The organism is Pseudomonas sp. ANT_J12, from assembly GCF_008370045.1.
Lineage (GTDB): Bacteria > Pseudomonadota > Gammaproteobacteria > Pseudomonadales > Pseudomonadaceae > Aquipseudomonas.
Genome location: NZ_VOBN01000010.1, coordinates 41,530 through 61,338, shown reverse-complemented (window position 1 = coordinate 61,338; position 19,809 = coordinate 41,530). Strand labels below are relative to the sequence as shown.

The window sequence follows — 19,809 nt, the reverse complement described above, 5'->3', positions numbered from 1 at the left end:
GCAATGCGTGCATGGATTGGCTTCATCACCCTGGCCTGTGCGTTGAGCGCCCAGGCCGCGCCGAAAATCGCTGTCACCGACCTCGCCTATGAGGCCAGCGTGGATCAATACGTCCACGTCATCTCGGCCCGGGACAATCAACAGCAGGACTATTACGGCGCCAGCGGCTCGTCCAGTTATGACGAGTACACCACGCGCAACAGTTACCTGGAGCAGACCGAGATCCGACGCTTCAGCGGCGATATCAAGGGGGAAATGCTCAAGACCGGGATGTTTCAGCTGATCCAGGGCACGCCTTACACGGCCAGCGCCAAGCGCGATGTGTACGACGTAATCAAGCGCATCAAGGCCGGCGACTTCAAGGGCGCCGATTACGTGCTGTTTGGCACGGTGTCGGACATCGACTTCACCCAGGACATGAACGAACTGGCCAACACCGACAGCTATTCGGCGGTGCTGGCGTTGACCCTGGTGGCAGATTTTAGCCTGATCAATACCAAGACCTTCGAAATCACCTCGGCCTTCACCGCCATGGGTGAGGCCCAGGACACCAAACTGGTGAATGACCGGGACATCCACGTGTCACTGAACCGCCCACGGGTGGTGCGTGATGTGTCCAAGGCCTTGGGCGAAGACGTGGCGGCGCAACTGAGCCAACAACTGGGTGGCGGTGGTTACGAGCAGCCGGGGCCAGCCGCGCAGCGTAACAACCTGCCGCGGGACACGGCGCCGGTTATCCTGCGCTGACATCCAGGCCGGACACCACTGTGGCGAGGGGGCTTGCCCCAGTTGGACTGCGCAGCAGGCCCATTTTGGAGGCGCTTCGCACCTCAACGGGGGCAAGCCCCCTCGCCACAGAAGCTCCCTCGCCACAATGAGTGCAAGGCAAATGAAAAAGGCGACCTGAAAAGGTCGCCTTTTTTGTGCCAGCAAGGTTTACACCACCGCTTTACGCAACGTCGCCATGAACGCCGCCGCACCGATGAACAGCCCGGCAAACGTGCGATTCATGCGTTTCTGCTGTTGGGGCGTGCGCAACATCCGCAACACTTTGGCCGCCAGCCCGGTGTAACCGGCCATGACGATCAGGTCGACGCAGACCATGGTGACGCCGATGATCAGGTATTGAGCCAGCAGCGGCGCATGGGGATCAATGAACTGCGGCAACACGGCCAGCATGAACACCAGAGCCTTGGGGTTGCTGATGTTCACCAGGAACCCCCGGAACATCAGGGCCAGCGGCTTGCCAATCTGGCGCACCGCGCCGTCGTCGCTCATGTCGCTGGGCAGTGCCCGCCATTGCTTGACCGCGAGGTAAACCAGGTACGCCACACCGAACCATTTGATCGCGTAGAACGCGGTTGCCGAAGCCGTGAGAATGGCGCCCACCCCCGCACCGACAATCGCAATCTGCACCGCCAGGCCCAGCTGCAGGCCCAGGGCGTTCCAGTAACCGCGCCAGAAACCGTATCGCAGACCGCTGGACATCGACGCAATCGCGCCGGCACCGGGAGACAGGCTGATCACCCAGCAGGCGGCAAAAAACGCCAGCCATGTTTGAAGCACCATTGCACACCTCGACTCAGACTCGTGACAGACGTCTAAGCTAATGCGGCTTGGGGCCGATGACCACCGATTTTTTGCAGGACCAGAACGACGGCCGACCAGCGTGATCGGCGGTGTCGCCTATTTTTCGAAACCGCTCGAAGGGAATACATCGCTACCGCGCCAGCGCCGAACCGAGCGCTGGAAGAACAGGCTGTTAGGCACTTGCACCATGGCGCTGCCAGTCCCGGCTTCTTCGGCTTCGATCAGCGTGGTGAACAGCAGATTGATCGCCACGACCCGGCCTTTGACGCCGGGCTTGTCGAGGGTGTCCACCAGCTCGACCACGTCACCAATGCGGAACGGGCCGACGGTGAAGATCAGGATCGCGCACAGCAGGTTGGAGAGCACGCTCCACATGGCGAAGAACGCCACCGCCGCTACGGCGACGAACCCGGACAACGCGGTCCAGAGCACCGTCGCCGAAACGCCGAGGCGTTCCAGCACGAAGATCAACGCGCTACCCATGATCAGCCAGCGCAGGCCACCGCGCAGCGGCATCAGCAGTTGCGGCGGAAACGGGTAGCGCTCACCGAGGCGAGTCAGGCATTTGGCGACGAAGCGCTGGGCGAAGTAACCGGCCAGCAGGATCAGCAGGATTTGCACGACGAGCCAGATCGGCTCGACCCACACCGCCGGCAGCGGCCATTTGAAGGCGTCCATCAGGACAACGCCTCCAGCTCCGCCTGCATGCTTTCCAGCAGTTCCAGGGCTTCCATCCAGGACTCTTCCAGTTCGGCTTCACGCACCTTGAGCTTGGCTTGCTCGGCCAGCAGATCACGCAATTCGTTCTTGCGCATCGGTTCGTAGATATCGCTGTCGCCGAGGCTGACATCGATCTTCGCCAGTTTCTCGTGGATCTTGCCCAGCTCGGCTTCGAGCTTGTCAGCCTCACGCTTGTGCGGCGCCAGTTGCTGACGCAACGCAGCGGCAGCCTGACGCTGAGCCTTCTTGTCGGTCTTGTCCGGGTTCACCGGGGTGTTGCTGACCGGCGCGTTGCGCTGACGGTACTCCACCAGCCAGCGGGTGTAGTCCTCCAGATCGCCGTCGAACTCTTCGACCTTACCGTCCGCCACCAGATAGAAATTGTCAGTGGTGCTTTTGAGCAAATGACGGTCGTGGGAGACCACCAGTACCGCGCCACTGAACTCCTGCAAGGCCATGGTCAGCGCCAGGCGCATTTCCAGGTCCAGGTGGTTGGTCGGTTCGTCGAGCAGCAACAGGTTCGGGCGGCCCCAGGCGATCAACGCCAGCGCCAGTCGGGCCTTTTCGCCACCGGAGAAATTCAGCACCGGCTCATCAATGCGCGCACCGCGGAAGTCGAAACCGCCGAGGAAGTCGCGCAGGGTCTGCTCGCGCTCGGTCGGCGCCAGGCGCTGCATGTGCAGCAACGGGCTGGCCTTGGAGTCGAGCGAGTCCAGTTGATGCTGGGCAAAGTAGCCGACCACGGTGTTCTCGCCGCGGGTCAGGCGACCGGACAATGGCTCGAGTTCACCGGCGAGGTTTTTGATCAGGGTCGATTTGCCCGCGCCGTTGGGGCCGAGCAAGCCGATGCGCGCGCCAGGGGTCAGTTGCAGCTTGACCTTCTCCAGCACGGCGCGCTCGCCGTAACCCAGGCGAGCGTCGGAGATATCAATCAACGGGCTGGAGATTTTGTGCGACTCGCGGAACACGAAGTCGAACGGCGAATCGACGTGGGCGGCGGACAGTTCTTCCATCCGCTCCAGCGCCTTAATCCGGCTCTGGGCCTGACGGGCCTTGGTGGCCTGGGCCTTGAAGCGGGCGATGTAGCTTTCCATGTGCGCACGTTGCGCCTGCTGCTTCTCGTAGGCCTGCTGTTGCTGGGCCAGACGTTCAGCACGCGCACGTTCGAAGGCGCTGTAGCCGCCGCGATACAGGGTGATCTTGCGCTGATCGACGTGAGCGACGTGATCGACCACGGCATCGAGGAAGTCCCGGTCGTGGGAAATCAGCATCAAGGTGCCGGGGTAGCTCTTGAGCCACTCTTCGAGCCAGATGATGGCGTCGAGGTCCAAGTGGTTGGTCGGTTCATCGAGCAGCAGCAAGTCCGAAGGACACATCAAAGCCTGCGCCAGGTTCAGACGCATCCGCCAGCCACCGGAGAAATCGCCTACCTGACGATCCATCTGATCGTTGGTGAACCCAAGGCCGGCCAGCAACTTGCGCGCCCGGGCGTCGGCGGTGTAACCGTCGGCGCTGTCGAGCTCGGCATGCAGGCGGGCCTGGGCGGCACCGTCATGGGCCGCTTCGGCCGCGGCGAGGTCACGTTGCACCTCGCGCAGGCGCAGGTCGCCATCGAGCACGTAGTCGACCGCGATGCGATCGAGGGTGTCGATCTCCTGGCGCATGTGGGCGATGCGCCAGTCGCCCGGCAGCAAGCAATCACCCGAGTCCGGGTGCAGGTCGCCCAGGAGCAAGGCGAACAGGCTCGATTTGCCGGCGCCGTTGGCACCGATGAGGCCGGCTTTGTGGCCGGCGTGCAGGGTCAGCTCGGCGTCTTCTAGCAGACGTTGCGGGCCACGCTGTAAAGTCAGGTTCTGAATTCGGATCATAATGGCGGCGGAGTCTATCAGCTTCGCTCACAACTGGCGCGAGTAGCACTATGTCTGCTGACCTGTGGAGCTTTTCCCTGAACACTTACGCCCGTCCCGGTGTGGAAGGCCTGTGCCTGCAATGGCAGGCGGCGGGGGCGAATGTGTGCCTGCTGCTGTGTGGGCTGTGGCTGGAACAACGAGGCGTGGGCTGCACCGAGCAACGCTTGCAGGCGCTATTTCAGGTGGCCGGGCCGTGGGAGATGAATGTCGTACAGCCGCTGCGAGCATTGCGCATGCAATGGAAAGCCGCCGCCGTGGACGACGTCGAACTCAACGCGTTACGCGAACAAGTGAAGGCACTGGAGTTGGAAACCGAACGGCATCTGCTGTTGCGATTGGAACGTACGGCCCAGGATTGGCCGCAAGCTGAGGTGACCGAACGATCGGCCTGGCTGGAAGGTGTGGCGGCAGGCGCCGCCAACCTGGACCGCGACGCGCTGCTGCATCAGCTGCGCGCCGCGGTAACCGGCACTTAGGAAGCGCTGGTTGGGGTGGTGGCAGTGCTCGATGCGGCGGCTGGCGTTGGCGCAGCAGTCGGGGTCGAGGTAGTAGCGGCTGGAGCAGACGATGCTGCCGGAGCCGGGGTGGCAGGCTTGGCGACTGGCGCGGTAGCCGGTTTGGCCGTAGCGGGTTTGGCCGCGACTGGTTTTTTCACCGCTGGTTTTGCAGCAGGTTTAGCGGCAGCTGGTTTTGCAGCAGCCGGCTTGGCAGCGGGTTTGGCTGCGGCAGGTTTTGCAGCGCTCGCAGTAGCCGGTTTAGCGGCTGCTGGTTTGGCGGCCGATTTTGCAGCAGCAGGTTTAGCGGCTGCAGGCTTGGCGGCTGCGGTTTTAGCCGCTGGTTTTGCTGCCGGCTTGGCGGCTGGTTTTGCAGCGGCTTTTGCAGCTACTGGCTTCGCGGCTGGCTTGGCAGCCGGTTTCGCTGCTGCCGTTCTGGCAGCCGGTTTTGCGGCTGGTTTGGCGGCCGTTTTTGCAGCAGGTTTAGCGGCTGCGGTTTTCGCCGCAGTCGGTTTGGCAGCAGCCGTTTTTGCAGCAACTGGCTTGGCGGCAGCTGGCTTGGCAGCCGTCGTTCTGGCAGCTGGTTTCGCAGCGCTGGCAGCCACTGGTTTTTTCGCGGCAGGTTTTGCTGCGGCTTTGGCCGGCGCTTTGGCAGCCGGTTTGGCAGCAGGCTTGGCGGCTGCTTTTGCAGCAACCGGTTTGGCCGCGGCTTTCTTGGCAGGTGCCGCAGCAGGCTTGGCCGAACGCAGGGACAACGCCTTGCTCACAGCCTCTTGTACGCGACCGACGCCCTGGGCCAGTTTCAGGCTTTCCTGAGCATCGCGCTTGAGTTGCAGAATGTAGGTGCGGGTCTCGGACTGACGATCTTTCAAGGCATCGAGCAAGTCTTCGAGTTGCTTCACTCCGTCCTTCGCCTTGGCTTGTGCCTTGGCTTTGCCGGCCGCCGCAGCGTCCTGCAATTTGGTACGGGATTTGTGCAGTTTTTCTTGCGCTTTACCGCGCTGCTTTTCCAGTTTGGCGAGCAGTTTTTCAGCATCAGCCAAGGCTTGGGAACAAGCGGTTTCCAAATGCTCGAGCAGGCTGCCCGAGAGTTGTTGGAGTAAGTGCAACGGAGTATTTACAGGCTTCTTGGTGGCCGACATGGTTTACCTCCTGGCTGACGTGAATGCGGCTCATACTAGACCTCTGCTGACACCGCCGCTAGGTCATGTTGACAGTATCCAAAGCGTTGCGTTGCAGCGAATCGAAAATGTTCTGCATCGGCGCAAAAGCAGTTCACCGTTCAACCCATCCTCGCTGGCATAATCCCCCGCATCTCAGGTCGGAGAGTGCCCATGTCGCGTTACCTTTTTTTATCCCTGCTGGTGTGTTTTTCCGTCGCTCATGCCGCGGAAAAAACCGCTGCAAATGATGCTCACGATCTCGCCTACAGCCTGGGGGCAAGCCTCGGCGAACGCTTGCGCCAAGAGGTTCCGGACCTGCAACTTCAGGCGCTGGTCGATGGCCTGCAGCAAGCCTATCAAGGCAAACCCCTGGCGCTGAAAGACGCGCAGATCGAGCAGATCCTGGCCGACCACGAAGCCCAGGTCGCCTTGCAAACGCCAGCGCCGCAAACCGAAGAAGCCCTGGAAAAAGAGCAGCGTTTTCTTACTCAGGAAAAAGCCCGGCCCGGCGTTCGTGAACTGGACGATGGAATTTTGCTGACGGAATTGACCCCGGGCAACGGCGCCAAGGCCGGGCCGAATGGCAAGGTTCAGGTGATGTACATCGGTCGCCTGCCCGACGGCACGGTGTTCGATCAGAACAGCCAGCCGCAGTGGTTCAGCCTCGACAGCGTGATCACCGGCTGGCGCACGGCGCTGCAAAACATGCCGGTTGGCGCGAAGTGGCGACTGGTGATTCCATCGGCCCAGGCTTATGGCGCCGATGGTGCCGGCGACTTGATCGCGCCATTCACTCCGCTGGTGTTTGAAGTCGAATTGCGCGACGCCACCAGCTGAATCGCGGAAACGAAAAACGGCGCGCATAGCGCACCGTTTCGGTTGTTGCGGGAAGGGGTTCAGGCTTGAACCGAATCCTCTTCCTTGTGAGCCGTGTGCAGCACTTCGATCAGGCAATCTTCCAGCTCGAAGCGTTCATGCAATAGGCCACCCAGCTCTTTGAATTTCTCGGCGACACACTTGCCTGCATCACACAGGTCGTTGAACGCGAGCAGCTTCTCGGTGATGACGTCGATGCGTGGGTAGATCGTCTCGGCCAGCTCCAGACCACGCTTGTCACCAAAGGCCTTGGCTTCACCGGTGAGCTGTTCGTAGATCTCGAAATGCCCCGCCGACACGTAGTCGACCAGCACACCGCAAAATTCCTGCAACGGTTTGCGGCTCTCACCCAGCGCTTCAGGCTTGTCGCCGAGAGCATCATAGGCCCGAACCAGTTCGTGACGCTCCTGCAACCAGCGGTCGATCAGCAGATGCACTCCACCCCAGCGTTCCTGAGCATTCTGACAACTTTCGAGCATGGTGATCTCTCTTCCCTTGTGGGTCATGCTGCTCTACACCTGTCGCACCCTTGAAGGTCAAGAATCGGCCAGGCAGAGCGTCATCGAGCAACATAAATCCAATGACACGTGCGGGCCAGATTATGCCCGCACGACAATGCCTTCAAGGTACGCAGGAGATAAAGTTCATACAAGTGTTTAATCACGCGCCACCGCCGGGTGCGACGACACGCCGCTGAGCGGTCGCTGACAGGCGATCCAGACATGGCGCAGCAACTGATAAATGCTCAGGATCAGCATCGCGACGAAGAACAGCAGGCTCCATTCCGGGATGCTCAGGTCGAACAAGGTCCATGAGAGTTGCGCGCAATCATCGCCGCCCTTGAACATCCGTTTCACGGCGCAGGCCCAGGGCAGGTTTTCGTACACGTCATCCAGATTGGGCGAGCAGAGTGACAACTGCTGCAGCGGATCCGCTTGCAACAGCACCTGGCGCCACGCGGTGACGGTCCCGCCCAGGCTGGCAGACAACCCCATCAGCCAATAAACAAAAGACCCGAATCGCCGCGGGCCGTGCACCGAGGCCACCAGGCAAACCAGCATGAGCAGCGCGAGGAAAATCCGCTGCAATAAACACAACCCGCAAGGTCTGAGCCCGACCACATATTCCAGGTAAAAGGAAACGCCCAAGGCCAGGGCACCTGCAGTGAAAGCCATGAAAAACAAGGAGCGTGAGCAGGCCAAAGACATGGCTAATCCGTAACTTTAGAGACAGGCGGTTACGGTAGAGGAAAGCGCGCCAGCCTTTCAAGGCGGGCCACCACGGACACTTCACCAAAGGTGTAGGGAATTCCCGACAGGATCTGAAGGATTAGATGTAGCACCTTGTAGGACGTTGCCGATGGCGGACGACAAGAGCTAAACACAAGACGCTGGAGTGAGCGTTTTGCGGTGAGGCGCTTGCTCTCACAGAGGTGCGAAGCGCCTTCAGATGGGACTGCTGCGCAGTCCAACGGGGGCAAGCCCCCTCGCCACAAGCAAGCTCCCTCGCCCCAGGATTTATGCCAACCCGGAAATCAGGCGCGGACGGCGACGGGCAACGGCGCCGCCAGTAGACGCTCGTCCAACAGGCCAAGGCCTTCCTGGAACAGTTGGTTACTGCGTTCGGTATCGCCCAGTTGCGCCAGCAACCTGGCCAGCTCCGCACAGGCTTCCGGGTTGCGCTGCACACGCAGGCTGCTTTCCAGATAATCCCGGGCCTTGCCCCACAGACTGCTTTGCAGGCACAGACGGCCCAGGGTCAGCAGCAGGCTCGGGTCAGCGGGATGATCCTTGAGCCAACCCTCGGCGGTCTGCAACTGCCGCGACGGATCGCTGCCGCGCACCAACCCATAGAGGCGCGCCAGATGGCTGTCGTACTTGCGCTTGAGCGCCGCACGCAGAACCTCTTCCGCTTCGGCCTGCGCGCCCAACTGCCGCAATTGCTCGGCATAGGCCAGCACCAGTGGCGACTCTTGACGCTGCGCCGTGCTGAGTTGCTGCCAGGCCCGATTGAGGGACTGCAAACCAACGACGCCATCCTCCTCGCGGTGCGCCGCCAGGTTGAGATTTTCACCCCAGGCCCGGCGCTCCAGCTCTGCCAGCTCGGCCGCTGGCAGGACCTTGTCCTTGCGCAGTTCCGGCAGCAGCCGAATCACTGCCGACCAGTCGCCGCGCTGCTGATGCAGGCGCTGCAATTGACGCAGGGTCTGCACGTTATGCGGATGACGCTCGTGCATGGCTTCCAGGGTCGCCAGGGCGCCGTCGGTGTCGCCGCGATCGGTCTGCAATTGCGCGTGGCTCAAGGCAATCGCCAGCTCGGCCTGGGGCTGACGCTCCAGCGCGCGCTCCAGCAAGTTGTCGCTTTCTTCGTAATGACCTTGCTCGTTGGCGGCACGCGCCGCACCGAGGTAATACAACAGTGGCTGGCGCTCGGCTTCGGCGGCCCGATGCAGATGACGCTGGGCACTGGCCCAACGCCCTTCGGCCAAATCCAGCTGACCATGTTCGATCGCCACTTGCACCCGGCGACTGCGATTGCGTCGGGACCACGGGTTGACCACACCGCCGGAGGTCGTCACCAGTTCGACCAACGCCTTGATGCCCCAGAACACCAGCCACAGCACCGCCAGCAAGGCCAGGGTCGCCCACAGGCTCGACTCATAGCGGAAGCTTTTGTAGGCGATCAGCACGTAGCCGGAATGCTCGGCAATCGCCAGCCCCAGCGCCCCGGCAGCGGCGATGACCAGGAACAGGATCACATAGAGGCGTTTCATGGCGTGGCCTCCTGCGCAGTGTTCGCGGCAGGTTTGGCCAGCGGTTTGATCGAATCCTCGGCATTCACATTACGCCGCTCCAGGTAACCCTGAACCGCGCTCAACGTGCCCGTCAGGTCCGGCGTGACGACCGTGACCGGTTGCGTGCCCAGATCGGCCACCTGCTCAAGCATCGCTTTGCTCTGCGGGTTGTCCGGGTTGAAGTTGCCCTTGAGCACATCCCGCGCTTCCTTCAGCGACTGGGTATACACCGAGGCCTGGCCGTTGAGCGCGGCCCACTGCGCCTGCTCCAGCGCCAGGCTCAGGGCCAGACGCACCTGGCTGAGGCTTTGCCCGGCCAGCAACGGACGCACATTCTTGTCGGCGTTGAAGTCGATGCGGATGTAGCGCGAAACCTCGTCCCACCATTGCGCCCAGCGACTGGCGCCGTCGCCATCGGCGGTCAGGCCCAACAGGGATTCGCCACGGTCCTTGTACTCGGGCGCCAGCTCGGTGAGGTTGATCACCTGATCGCGCAATGCACCCAGCCTCAGGAACAACCCGGTGCGATCCGGCTGCTCGGTGCTGCGCAAGGCCACCAGGGTCTTGGCCACTTGCTCGCGGGCGGCGAAGGCGCCGGGGTCGTTCTGTTCGCGCAGGATTTCATCGGCACCCTGCACCAGGGCCTGGGCGCTGCTGATGTCCTGCAACGCGGAAAGACGCAGGCTGGCCAGACGCAGCAAGTGCTCGGCCTCGGCCAGGCGCCAATCCTTGCGACTGGCACCGAGGACGGTTTCCAGCTTTTGATTCAGGCGTTGTTGATCGCCTTGCAGCTGGGTCACCAGACGGCGACGGTCTTCCAGCTCATCGGCGGCGGGCAGTTGTTCGAGACGTGCGGTCAGGCGTTGATCGTTAAGCTTGAGGCTCTGGGCCTGATCGTTCAGCGCCTGGACTTCACTCAACTGCTGTTGGGTGTTGGCCTGCAGGTGGCGCACTTGCCACACCCCCCAGCCGCCCACGGCAACGCCGGCGGCACCCAGCAACAGCGCGACGATTGCCAGTCCATTGCCCCTGCGCGGCACCGCAGCAGGTGGTGGAGTTTCAACGGGTGCATCGAGCACCGGCTGCACGTCATCTTTAGGCAAGACTGTTTCGCTCACGTATCCATCCTTTGCATTAGAGAACGGGTACGGGTTGCTCCCGTAACGCCGTCAGCAAAGCCGTGGCACTGGCGCCACGACAATCCACAACTGTTTGGGCCCCGGCGGCACGTGCCAGCTCGGCGACCCTTGGGCTTGGAACAAACAACGGCAACTGCGCCAACCGTGGCCAGGCATCGCCGGCCAACTGGTGCAGGTGCTCAAAACCCTGTCCACTGCTGACCACCAGCCCGTTCAAGCGTTCCGCTTCGATCCGGTCCGGCAGCGCAGTCGTCGAATAGCTCGGCAAGCCACGACGGTATAACTCCAGATACTCGACACTAGCACCAAGCTCACGCAAACGCCCGGCCAGCAACTCGCGGCCACCCTCCCCGCGCATGATCAACACACGCGGATCAGGCCGGGCGACAGCCTCGCGCAACTGCGCCAGTTCAAGCAAGGCTTCGCTGTCATCGCCATCGACCGGGAAGCTCACATCGAGCCCGAAATCTTCAAGGATTTGCGCGGTCGCGGCGCCTACGGTGAACCATTTCAGTTGAGGTGGCTGCGGCCACTGCTGGCTGAGCAGATCAACGCCAAGCCTGGCCGCCGGCTTGCTGACCACAATCACCGCGCAATAGCGATCCAGCTCCCGGATCACCGCGCGCATTGTGTCAGAGGCGGCAATCGGCTCGATTTCCAAAAGCGGCAGGCAGTTGCTGAAAATCCCGCTCTCGGCCAACACGCTGCTCAGCGCCGCCGACTCATCTGCGGGGCGCGTCAGCAGCAGACGCCAGCCATTCACTCGTGACCTGCCTCGCCGTAGACCGCTTTCAGAATGTCACCGGCCCCCTGGCTCAGCAGGTCTTCGGCGACCTGCACACCCAGGGATTCGGCGTCACTGCGCGGCGCACGGGCCTCGGCATTGAGCAGCAGGCCACCGCTCGGATCGCCCACCAGCCCGCGCAACCAGATCTGCTCGCCTTCAAGCACGGCGTAGCAGGCGATCGGCACTTGGCAGCCGCCATTCAAATGTTTGTTGAGGGCACGTTCGGCGGTGACGCGGGTGGCGGTGTCCTGGTGATGCAGCGGTGCGAGCAAGGCGTGGATTTCAGTGTCGACGCTGCGGCATTCGATCCCGACCGCGCCCTGGCCACCGGCCGGCAGGCTGTCGTCGACGCTGATGGCCGAGGTGATGCGGTCTTCGAAGCCCAGGCGAATCAAACCCGCCGCAGCGAGGATGATGGCGTCGTATTCGCCGGCATCGAGCTTGGCCAGGCGTGTGTTGACGTTGCCGCGCAGGAAGCGGATTTCCAGGTCCGGCCGGCGCGTCAGCAACTGGGCCTGACGGCGCAGGCTCGACGTGCCGACGATGCTGCCCTGGGGCAACTCATCGAGGCTGGCATAGGTATTGGAAACGAAAGCGTCGCGCGGGTCTTCGCGCTCGCAGATGCAAAACAGACCGAGGCCTTCGGGGAAGTCCATTGGCACGTCTTTCATCGAGTGCACGGCGATGTCGGCTTCGTTTTCCAGCAGCGCGGTTTCCAGTTCCTTGACGAACAGGCCCTTGCCGCCGATTTTCGACAGTGGCGAGTCGAGCAGCTTGTCGCCGCGACTGACCATGGGCACCAGCGTCACCAACAGGCCTGGATGGGCTTGCTCAAGACGAGCTTTGACGTATTCGGCCTGCCAGAGGGCCAGCGCACTTTTACGGGTGGCGATGCGGATTTCGCGAGAGGACATGGATCAATCCGTACTGAATAGATACGGCGGATAATAACAGCTCAGCCAAATCCACTTTGACTTGTATCAGGAACTGCTTGGCCTCCCTGGCCTTCGACGTCCGGCAATCGGGTGTGGAGTCCGCCTGGGAACGGCGGATTAAAGCTGCTGCATCATCTTGCGCACGCCGGCCACATGACGACGGCTGACGATCAACGCATCGCCGTTCAAGCCCTTGAGGAACAACTGGAAATGCCCCAGGGGCGTGCGTTGCAGGCGTTCGATGCGTTCGCGGGCGACCAGGGCGTTGCGATGGATACGCACGAAGCGGTCGCCGAATTCGTCTTCCAGGGCCTTGAGCGGCTCGTCCAGCAGCACTTCGCCGCCTTCGTGGCGCAAGGTCACGTATTTGTGGTCGGCAATGAAATAGACCACCTGACCCAACGGGATCAGTTCAATACCTTTGCGGGTGCGGGCACTGATGTGGCTGCGCGGGCCGCTGCCGGTTTCGGCTGCCGGGCGTGTCAGGGCGGCGAGTTGCACGCGATTGGGCCGCTCGGCCTTCTTCAAGGCTTCGAGCAATAACTCGGTGCGCACCGGCTTGACCAGATAACCCACGCCACTGGCCTGCAAGGCCTCGGCGGCGAATTCATCCGGGCCGCTGCAAAACACCACGGCCGGCGGCGTTTCACGCTCGCACAATCGCGCAGCCACTTGCAGGCCATCGAGGCCCGGCATGCGGATATCGAGCAGCACGATATCCGGCTTGTGGCTGTCGATCAGCGCCAACGCCTCTTCGCCGTTCGTGGCACCGGGCTCCATGACACTGTATCCCTCGAGTTCACCGACCATTCGGCTCAGGCGCTCGCGGGCTAGGGGTTCGTCATCAACGATCAGGACATTCATATTGCGCTGGATTCCTGCGTGAGTCTCGCACAAGGATAGCGTAGACAGGTGAAGTGACATCCGTCACCGCGATCCACGCTAAGACTGGCGCGAGGGCCAAAAAGTGCCGCGAGACCGGCGGCTAAATTTTCATCTGCGGGGCGATTGGCGGCCCGGGCCCGCGTTGGCGAGGCATCGCCGTAGGGTTTGCTGATACACAATACGAACACCCCCTTTTTTTATAGGCAGCGCCAGCGCACAGAAGTGCGCTGATCCTACTGTCCAACTGTAGACGGTTGCCGGCGTGATATTGCTCAATTGAAAAATATCGTTGCGCAACGCCTTCTGGCGATACCCCGAGTATGGGCCGGCGTATGAGAAAAAAACGTATCGACCAGTGTCAGCGACAGGATTGGCAACCCTGTTATTATCCGCCCCAGCGTTAAACGCCAACCTTCTTCAAGCCGATACGAGCGAATTCATGAGCACTGACAAGACCAATCAGTCCTGGGGCGGCCGCTTCAGTGAACCCGTCGACGCCTTCGTCGCCCGCTTCACCGCCTCCGTCACTTTCGACCAGCGCCTGTATCGCCACGACATCATGGGTTCGATCGCCCACGCCACCATGCTGGCCAAGGTCGGCGTGCTGACCGATGCCGAGCGCGACAGCATCACCGATGGCCTGAAGACCATCCAGGGTGAAATCGAGGCCGGCCAGTTCGACTGGCGCATCGACCTCGAAGACGTGCACATGAACATCGAGGCGCGCCTGACCGATCGCATCGGCGTGACCGGTAAAAAGCTGCACACCGGCCGCAGCCGTAACGACCAGGTCGCCACCGACATCCGCCTGTGGCTGCGGGACGAGATCGACCTGATCCTCGCCGAAATCACCCGCCTGCAAAAAGGCTTGCTGGAGCAGGCCGAACGCGAAGCCGGCAGCATCATGCCGGGCTTCACCCACCTGCAAACCGCGCAGCCAGTGACCTTCGGGCACCACATGCTGGCCTGGTTCGAAATGCTTAGCCGCGACTACGAGCGCCTGGTGGATTGCCGCAAGCGCACCAACCGCATGCCCCTGGGCAGCGCCGCGCTGGCCGGCACCACCTACCCGATCGACCGTGAGTTCACCGCGCAACTGCTGGGCTTCGATGCCGTCGGCGGCAACTCGCTGGACAACGTGTCGGATCGTGACTTCGCCATCGAATTCTGTTCGGCCGCGAGCATTGCGATGATGCACTTGTCGCGCTTCTCCGAAGAACTGGTGCTGTGGACCAGCGCGCAATTCCAGTTCATCGATCTGCCGGACCGCTTCTGCACCGGCAGCTCGATCATGCCGCAAAAGAAAAACCCGGACGTGCCGGAACTGGTGCGTGGCAAGACCGGCCGTGTGTTCGGCGCGCTGATGGGCCTGCTGACCTTGATGAAAGGCCAGCCATTGGCCTACAACAAGGACAACCAGGAAGACAAAGAGCCGCTGTTCGACGCCGCCGATACGTTGCGCGACTCGCTACGGGCCTTTGCCGACATGATCCCGGCGATCAAACCCAAGCACGCCATGATGCGCGAAGCGGCGCTGCGCGGTTTCTCTACCGCCACCGACCTGGCGGACTACCTGGTACGCCGTGGCCTGCCGTTCCGTGACTGCCACGAAATCGTTGGCCATGCGGTGAAGTACGGTGTGGAAAGCGGCAAGGACCTGGCGGAAATGAGCCTGGAAGAACTGCGCAAGTTCAGCGACCAGATCGATCAGGACGTATTTGCCGTGCTGACCCTGGAAGGCTCGGTGAATGCCCGTGACCATATCGGCGGGACTGCGCCGGCGCAGGTCAAGAAAGCCGTGGTGCGCGGTCAGGCATTGCTCGCCAGCCGTTAAAAGCTTCGCGGGCAAGTCGAATCGTCGCACCGCTCGCTCCTACACAGGTCGCGCTGTACCTGCGTAGGAGCGAGGCTTGCCCGCGAATGCAATTTCGGATGCGCTACACAAACCCTACTTCTTGGACGCGACCATCGCCAAAAACCCTGGCATCGCCGCTTCCTTGTCCGCCGCAATCCGCTGCACATGCGGGTTTTGCTCCAGACGCTCCAGCAGCGCCTTGGCCGCCGGCATTTCGGCCAACAGATCAATCCCGAACAGCTTCTGCCCGACCGCACAGGCCAGCGGCACGCTGTAGAGGAAATACAAATCGGCAATGCTCAGGCTATCGCCCGCCACGTACGGGGCGAACTTGCCGTGGCGGCCCAGCGACGCAAAGCCCAGCAGCAATTCGGCCTTGGTCTTGTCCTTGATCGCATCCGGTACAGGCGAGCCGAAAAACGCTTCGCCATAACAGGCGCGGCCCGGCAACTCGATGTACAGCTCGATTTCCTTGGCCAGCGCCAGGGCCTGCGAGCGCTCGAACGGATCGCTCGGCAGCAGCGGCGTGCCTTTCTGGGTTTGCTCGATGTATTCAAGAATGACGGCGGTTTCGTTGACGAAACCCTGTTCGACGCCCAGCACCGGAACCTTGCCACGCGGGCTGATGGCCAACGCCTCGGGGGTCGGGGACGGGTAAAACAGCACTTCCTCGAACGGCAGTCCTTTCTCGAGCAGCGCCAGTTTCACCATGTTGTAGTAGTTGCTGACGGAAAATCCATAAAGCTTGAGCATCACAAAGCCTCCAGGCCGTGCGGGGTGGGCAGTGCCTGTTTATAGAACGCCCAGGCGTTTCTTGCCAGCAGCATCACGGCGCTGAATGCGGGTAAACTGCCCGCCTTAACTTGAGGAGCCTGCCATGAGCGAGCCGACTGATATCGATAGCGACGAAGAAGAATTCACCGAGAACACCCTGATCGAAGCGATTGAAAACCAGATCGAAAGCGACAACCCGCCGGCCGCCAAGGCCACCTTCAACAAGTTGACCCTGGTGGGTTACGAGCGCGAAGAAATCCTCAACCTGATGGCCCACGTGCTGGCGGTGGAAATCGACGCGATCCTCGAAGAAGACCGCGCGTTCAATACCGAATGGTACGAAGCCGCCCTGCGTGCACTTCCTGAATTGCCACCAGAAAAAAAGTAAGCACCGCCCCCCTGTAGGAGCGAGGCTTGCCCGCGATGAACGATTACACGGTTCATCTGACAGATTGCGGCGCGGCAATCGCGGGCAAGCCTTGCTCCTACAACACCCCGTTATCGGGGAACGGATCCCAAGGCGAAAAAACCCTGCTGCCAGCACTGGACATGCCGCACGAGTGAGCTCACCTTAGGGGCGCTGTCGTCCAATTCCTAGAAAGTCTGGAGTCCTTATGTCGCTTACCCCTGAGTTGGTTGCCGAACTGGAAGTCCTTGCACTCTTCAACCTGGACAGTTCCCAGGAAGGTTTGAAAATTCATCAGACCGCTGCCCCGAAACACATTGCCGCCGCTAAACGCCTGCACGAAAAAGAACTGATCGACCAGCCCGATGGCGGTTACCTGACCAGCCTGGGTCGTGACGCCGCGCAAAATGTACAAACCGTTCTGACCATTCTGAGCGTTCGGGAAACAGCCTAAACCTCACCGCATCGCCCACGGAAACCCCTGTGACGGGATTTCCGCGGGCAGCTTGTCGCCTCGCGATAGAAATCTGGCGCCAAAAAACAAATACAGCTTAAAAGTCCCGGGGCCGAGGCGCTAAACTGCCCCTCATCCGCAGACCCTACGTCCGAGCTTCGCGAGCCGGTTTGAGCTGACATGACCCGAACCCATGAAATCCGCCCCGACCTGGACGAAGGCATCGACCGCAAGGTCCTGAGCCAGCTGCGCGCCCGTTTCCTGAAGCTCAACGAAGGCCGCACGGCCCGCGCCATGGAAGGGTTGTCGACGCGCCAGCAAGGGGTGTTGACCCTGCTGCCGCTGTTTTTCCACGTCAATCACCCGCTGCTGCCGGGTTACGTGTCCGGCAGCGCGCCGGCCGGGCTGTCGAATTACGAGCCCGACGCCAACACCCTCGCCGAAGCCCAGCGCCTGACCCGTTCGTTTTCCTACAAGCCGCGCCACGGCAGCAATCCGCCACGACCGATTCATGGCCTGTTCCTGATGGGCAGCCTCGGCACCCTGGCCCAGGCCGACCAGAGCGACATGGACGTGTGGGTGTGCCACGGCCCGGATCTGAGCGAAAGCGAACTCGTCGAACTGCGCAAGAAATGCCAACTGCTCGAAGCCTGGGCCGCCAGCCAGGGCGCCGAGGCACACTTTTTCCTGATCGACCCGACCCGCTTCATGCACGGCGAGCGCGATACGCAACTGAGTTCGGAAGACTGCGGCACCACCCAGCATTACTTGCTGCTGGACGAGTTCTATCGCACGGCGATCTGGCTCGCTGGCCGCACGCCGATCTGGTGGCTGGTGCCGGTCTACGAAGAGACGGGTTATCACCAATACACCCACACGCTGCTGTCCAAGCGCTTTATCCGCGCCGACGAAACCCTGGACCTGGGGCATCTGGCGCACATTCCGCCGGGAGAGTTCATCGGCGCCGGGCTCTGGCAGTTGTTCAAGGGCATCGAATCGCCCTACAAGTCGGTGCTTAAACTGCTGCTGATCGAGGTCTACGCCAGCGAACACCCCAAGGTCCATTGCCTGAGCCTGCGCTTCAAACAGGCAGTGTTCGCCAATCGGCTGGACCTCGATGAGCTGGACCCATACATCGTCGTCTACCGGCGCATCGAGGAATACCTGACCGCTCGTGGCGAACCCGAACGCCTGGAACTGGTGCGCCGTGCGCTGTACCTGAAGGTCAATCGCAAGCTCACCGGCAGCAACAGCCGCACCGCGAGTTGGCAGCGCTCGCTGCTGGAACGCCTGGCCAGCGAATGGCATTGGGATCAACGGCAACTGGCGTTGCTCGACAGCCGCAGCCAGTGGAAAGTCCGCCAGGTCAGCGCCGAACGCCGGGCGCTGGTCAACGAACTGAATTACAGCTACCGCTTCCTGACCCAGTTCGCCCGCACCGAGCAAACTGTCAGCCTGATCAACAAGCGCGACCTCAACGTGCTGGGCCGGCGGCTGTACGCGGCGTTCGAGCGCAAGGCCGACAAGGTCGAATTCATCAACCCGGGCATCGCCCCGGACCTGGCCGAAGACACCCTGACCCTGGTGCAGGCGCCAAACAAGAAAGAACCGGGGCAAACCCAATGGGGTTTGTACAACGGCAGCCTGACCGCCCACGAGTGGGAGCATTTCGCGCCGATCAAGCGCAGCCGTCAGTTGCTGGAACTGCTGACCTGGTGCCACCGCAATGGCGTGATCGACAGCAGCACCCGCCTGGCCTTGCACCCCGGCACCAGCGACTTGAGCGAATTCGAACTGTTCAACCTGCTCGGCAGCCTGCAGCAGAGCATCGCCCTGCCCCTGACCACCGTCGCCGAAGATGCCCTGTTGCGCCCCAGCGTGCCCGGCGAAGTGTTGATCCTGGTGAACGTCGGCGTCGATCCGCTCAAGCACCATCGTGACCTCAACATCCTGATGACCACCGAGCGCACCGACTCCCTGAGTTACGCCGGCGTGCGGGAAAACCTGGTGCTGACCCTGGATCAGGTCACGCTCAATAGCTGGAATGAAGTGCTGGTCAGCCGCTACGACGGGCCGCACGCGCTGCTCGACTGCCTGCGCGATTACCTCAACAACCTGCCCAAAGGGCCGCAACAGCCGCGCTTGCGGGTCCGTTGTTTCTGCCACAACCGCGCGCAATTCATTGCGCGGCGGGTCGAAGAAATCCTCGATACCGCGCAGAACCTGCTGTTGAGCAAACTCAACCATCGCTACCTGATTCAGGTGCAGCAGCATTACCACGTGCTGGAATTGGTGCCCGGCCAGGTCAACCACGTCGCCCTCGCCACCCTGCCGGCGCTGTTCGACTACCTGGGCGAGGAGCTGGCGAGCTACAGCCCGCTGCACCTGGACCCGATGGCCCTCGAAGAACAGGACCTCGCGTTGCTGTTGCCGATGGGTCAGCCCGAGTGCATCCAGGTGTTCTACCGGATCACCGAGCAGCAGGCCGATCTGTACGTATTGGATGAATTCAACGCGCTGTGGCAGCAACGCCTGCCGTATCACGACGAGCAAAGCCTGCTGGTGCCGCTGCAACGTTTCCTGCAATCGATCCTGTATCGCCGGGACGCCTTGTTGCCGATGGACGCCGCCCAGCCGTTGAGCCTCGACACTTTGTATTACCAACTATTGCCGTCCGGCCCTGGCCGGGCACGTCGGGTCGAAGCGCGGCCAGCGCCGCAAACCCCGGTCAACAAGCCGTTCTACGACGTGCAGGCGATCATCGGCAAAGCCGCACCGGGCCAGGTGCAGGTCACGTTGTATTGCAATCAGCGGGAGTTTTCGGAACTGGAGTATGGCGATCAGCTGTTTACCGTGGTCGCCCGGGAAATCGTCGAGCAGCGCCGCGAGATTGAGCGCTACCGCTGCTACATCACCGACCTGGACCTGTCGGGCCTGCTCGGTGATGGGCAGAGTTCAAGCAATTTGTATCTGCGCTACAAGGCCGACCTGGAGCGCGCATTGAACGAAGCACTCGAGCAGGTCTGA

Annotated in this window: 20 protein-coding genes; 8 read left to right on the top strand and 12 right to left on the bottom strand. The window is 61.8% G+C overall.

Annotated elements, in window-relative coordinates:
- Positions 1-3: 3 nt before the first annotated feature.
- Positions 4-747 carry a penicillin-binding protein activator LpoB gene (locus tag FQ192_RS20680; RefSeq protein ID WP_149660205.1) on the top strand — a complete coding sequence of 248 codons (744 nt, stop codon included), beginning with the start codon at positions 4-6 and terminating at the stop codon, positions 745-747.
- Positions 748-936: 189 nt separating this feature from the next.
- Here the strand turns inward: FQ192_RS20680 and FQ192_RS20675 are convergent, their stop codons facing one another.
- The 3 genes from FQ192_RS20675 to FQ192_RS20665 all read right to left on the bottom strand — a co-directional run bounded on the left by FQ192_RS20675 (position 937) and on the right by FQ192_RS20665 (position 4,178).
- The gene (locus tag FQ192_RS20675) at positions 937-1,569 is read right to left on the bottom strand and encodes a LysE family transporter (protein ID WP_149660204.1); all 633 of its coding nucleotides are present in this window, start codon (positions 1,567-1,569) and stop codon (positions 937-939) included.
- A gap of 117 nt (positions 1,570-1,686) precedes the next feature.
- The gene (locus FQ192_RS20670) at positions 1,687-2,268 is read right to left on the bottom strand and encodes a mechanosensitive ion channel family protein (RefSeq protein WP_149660203.1); all 582 of its coding nucleotides are present in this window, start codon (positions 2,266-2,268) and stop codon (positions 1,687-1,689) included.
- Positions 2,268-4,178 carry an ATP-binding cassette domain-containing protein gene (locus FQ192_RS20665; RefSeq protein WP_149660202.1) on the bottom strand — a complete coding sequence of 637 codons (1,911 nt, stop codon included), beginning with the start codon at positions 4,176-4,178 and terminating at the stop codon, positions 2,268-2,270. Before FQ192_RS20665 ends, FQ192_RS20670 begins: the two co-directional genes overlap by 1 nt.
- A 50-nt stretch (positions 4,179-4,228) precedes the next feature.
- On the opposite strand from FQ192_RS20665, the gene FQ192_RS20660 reads away from it, so the two are divergent.
- The gene (locus FQ192_RS20660; protein ID WP_149660201.1) at positions 4,229-4,696 is read left to right on the top strand and encodes a TIGR02444 family protein; all 468 of its coding nucleotides are present in this window, start codon (positions 4,229-4,231) and stop codon (positions 4,694-4,696) included.
- Here FQ192_RS20660 and FQ192_RS20655 read toward each other — a convergent pair.
- Positions 4,693-5,856: an AlgP family protein gene (locus FQ192_RS20655; protein WP_149660200.1), complete on the bottom strand. Its 1,164-nt coding sequence runs from the start codon at positions 5,854-5,856 to the stop codon at positions 4,693-4,695. The two genes, FQ192_RS20660 and FQ192_RS20655, sit on opposite strands and share 4 nt — an antisense overlap.
- Positions 5,857-6,048: 192 nt before the next feature.
- Between FQ192_RS20655 and FQ192_RS20650 the strand changes: the two genes are divergently transcribed.
- Positions 6,049-6,714 (top strand): FKBP-type peptidyl-prolyl cis-trans isomerase, encoded by a 666-nt coding sequence (locus tag FQ192_RS20650; protein WP_149660199.1) that lies wholly within the window; start codon positions 6,049-6,051, stop codon positions 6,712-6,714.
- Positions 6,715-6,773: 59 nt separating this feature from the next.
- Here the strand turns inward: FQ192_RS20650 and rsd are convergent, their stop codons facing one another.
- From rsd to FQ192_RS20615, 7 genes are all read right to left on the bottom strand, one after another.
- On the bottom strand, positions 6,774-7,232 hold the full coding sequence (gene rsd, locus FQ192_RS20645) for a sigma D regulator (protein WP_149660198.1): 459 nt from the start codon (positions 7,230-7,232) through the stop codon (positions 6,774-6,776).
- Positions 7,233-7,409: 177 nt separating this feature from the next.
- Positions 7,410-7,961, bottom strand: a complete 552-nt coding sequence (locus tag FQ192_RS20640; protein WP_149660197.1) for a disulfide bond formation protein B — start codon at positions 7,959-7,961, stop codon at positions 7,410-7,412.
- 326 nt (positions 7,962-8,287) lie between these two features.
- Positions 8,288-9,526 (bottom strand): heme biosynthesis protein HemY, encoded by a 1,239-nt coding sequence (locus tag FQ192_RS20635; protein ID WP_149660196.1) that lies wholly within the window; start codon positions 9,524-9,526, stop codon positions 8,288-8,290.
- Positions 9,523-10,665: a uroporphyrinogen-III C-methyltransferase gene (locus FQ192_RS20630; protein WP_149660195.1), complete on the bottom strand. Its 1,143-nt coding sequence runs from the start codon at positions 10,663-10,665 to the stop codon at positions 9,523-9,525. The genes FQ192_RS20635 and FQ192_RS20630 overlap by 4 nt, the downstream gene beginning before the upstream one ends.
- 16 nt (positions 10,666-10,681) lie before the next feature.
- Positions 10,682-11,449, bottom strand: a complete 768-nt coding sequence (locus tag FQ192_RS20625; protein ID WP_149660194.1) for a uroporphyrinogen-III synthase — start codon at positions 11,447-11,449, stop codon at positions 10,682-10,684.
- Positions 11,446-12,387, bottom strand: a complete 942-nt coding sequence (gene hemC / locus FQ192_RS20620) for a hydroxymethylbilane synthase (RefSeq protein ID WP_149660193.1) — start codon at positions 12,385-12,387, stop codon at positions 11,446-11,448. The genes FQ192_RS20625 and hemC overlap by 4 nt, the downstream gene beginning before the upstream one ends.
- 138 nt (positions 12,388-12,525) lie before the next feature.
- Positions 12,526-13,272, bottom strand: coding sequence for a LytTR family DNA-binding domain-containing protein (locus FQ192_RS20615; RefSeq protein ID WP_149660192.1), 747 nt, complete (start codon positions 13,270-13,272; stop codon positions 12,526-12,528).
- Between the two features lie 460 nt (positions 13,273-13,732).
- Here FQ192_RS20615 and argH point away from each other — a divergent pair, with 460 nt between their 5' ends.
- On the top strand, positions 13,733-15,127 hold the full coding sequence (gene argH, locus FQ192_RS20610) for an argininosuccinate lyase (protein WP_123509691.1): 1,395 nt from the start codon (positions 13,733-13,735) through the stop codon (positions 15,125-15,127).
- A 114-nt stretch (positions 15,128-15,241) separates the two neighbouring features.
- Here the strand turns inward: argH and FQ192_RS20605 are convergent, their stop codons facing one another.
- Positions 15,242-15,901 (bottom strand): glutathione S-transferase family protein, encoded by a 660-nt coding sequence (locus FQ192_RS20605; protein ID WP_149660191.1) that lies wholly within the window; start codon positions 15,899-15,901, stop codon positions 15,242-15,244.
- Positions 15,902-16,025: 124 nt separating this feature from the next.
- On the opposite strand from FQ192_RS20605, the gene FQ192_RS20600 reads away from it, so the two are divergent.
- From FQ192_RS20600 to FQ192_RS20590, 4 genes are all read left to right on the top strand, one after another.
- Entirely contained in the window at positions 16,026-16,310 is a 285-nt protein-coding gene (locus FQ192_RS20600; protein WP_008024357.1) for a hypothetical protein, read from the top strand.
- A 26-nt stretch (positions 16,311-16,336) separates the two neighbouring features.
- Positions 16,337-16,486, top strand: coding sequence for a hypothetical protein (locus FQ192_RS34075; RefSeq protein WP_178129178.1), 150 nt, complete (start codon positions 16,337-16,339; stop codon positions 16,484-16,486).
- Positions 16,487-16,536: 50 nt separating this feature from the next.
- Positions 16,537-16,782: a TIGR02647 family protein gene (locus FQ192_RS20595; RefSeq protein WP_149660190.1), complete on the top strand. Its 246-nt coding sequence runs from the start codon at positions 16,537-16,539 to the stop codon at positions 16,780-16,782.
- 180 nt (positions 16,783-16,962) lie between these two features.
- Complete coding sequence (locus FQ192_RS20590; protein ID WP_149660189.1) at positions 16,963-19,809, top strand: class I adenylate cyclase; 2,847 nt, start codon at positions 16,963-16,965, stop codon at positions 19,807-19,809.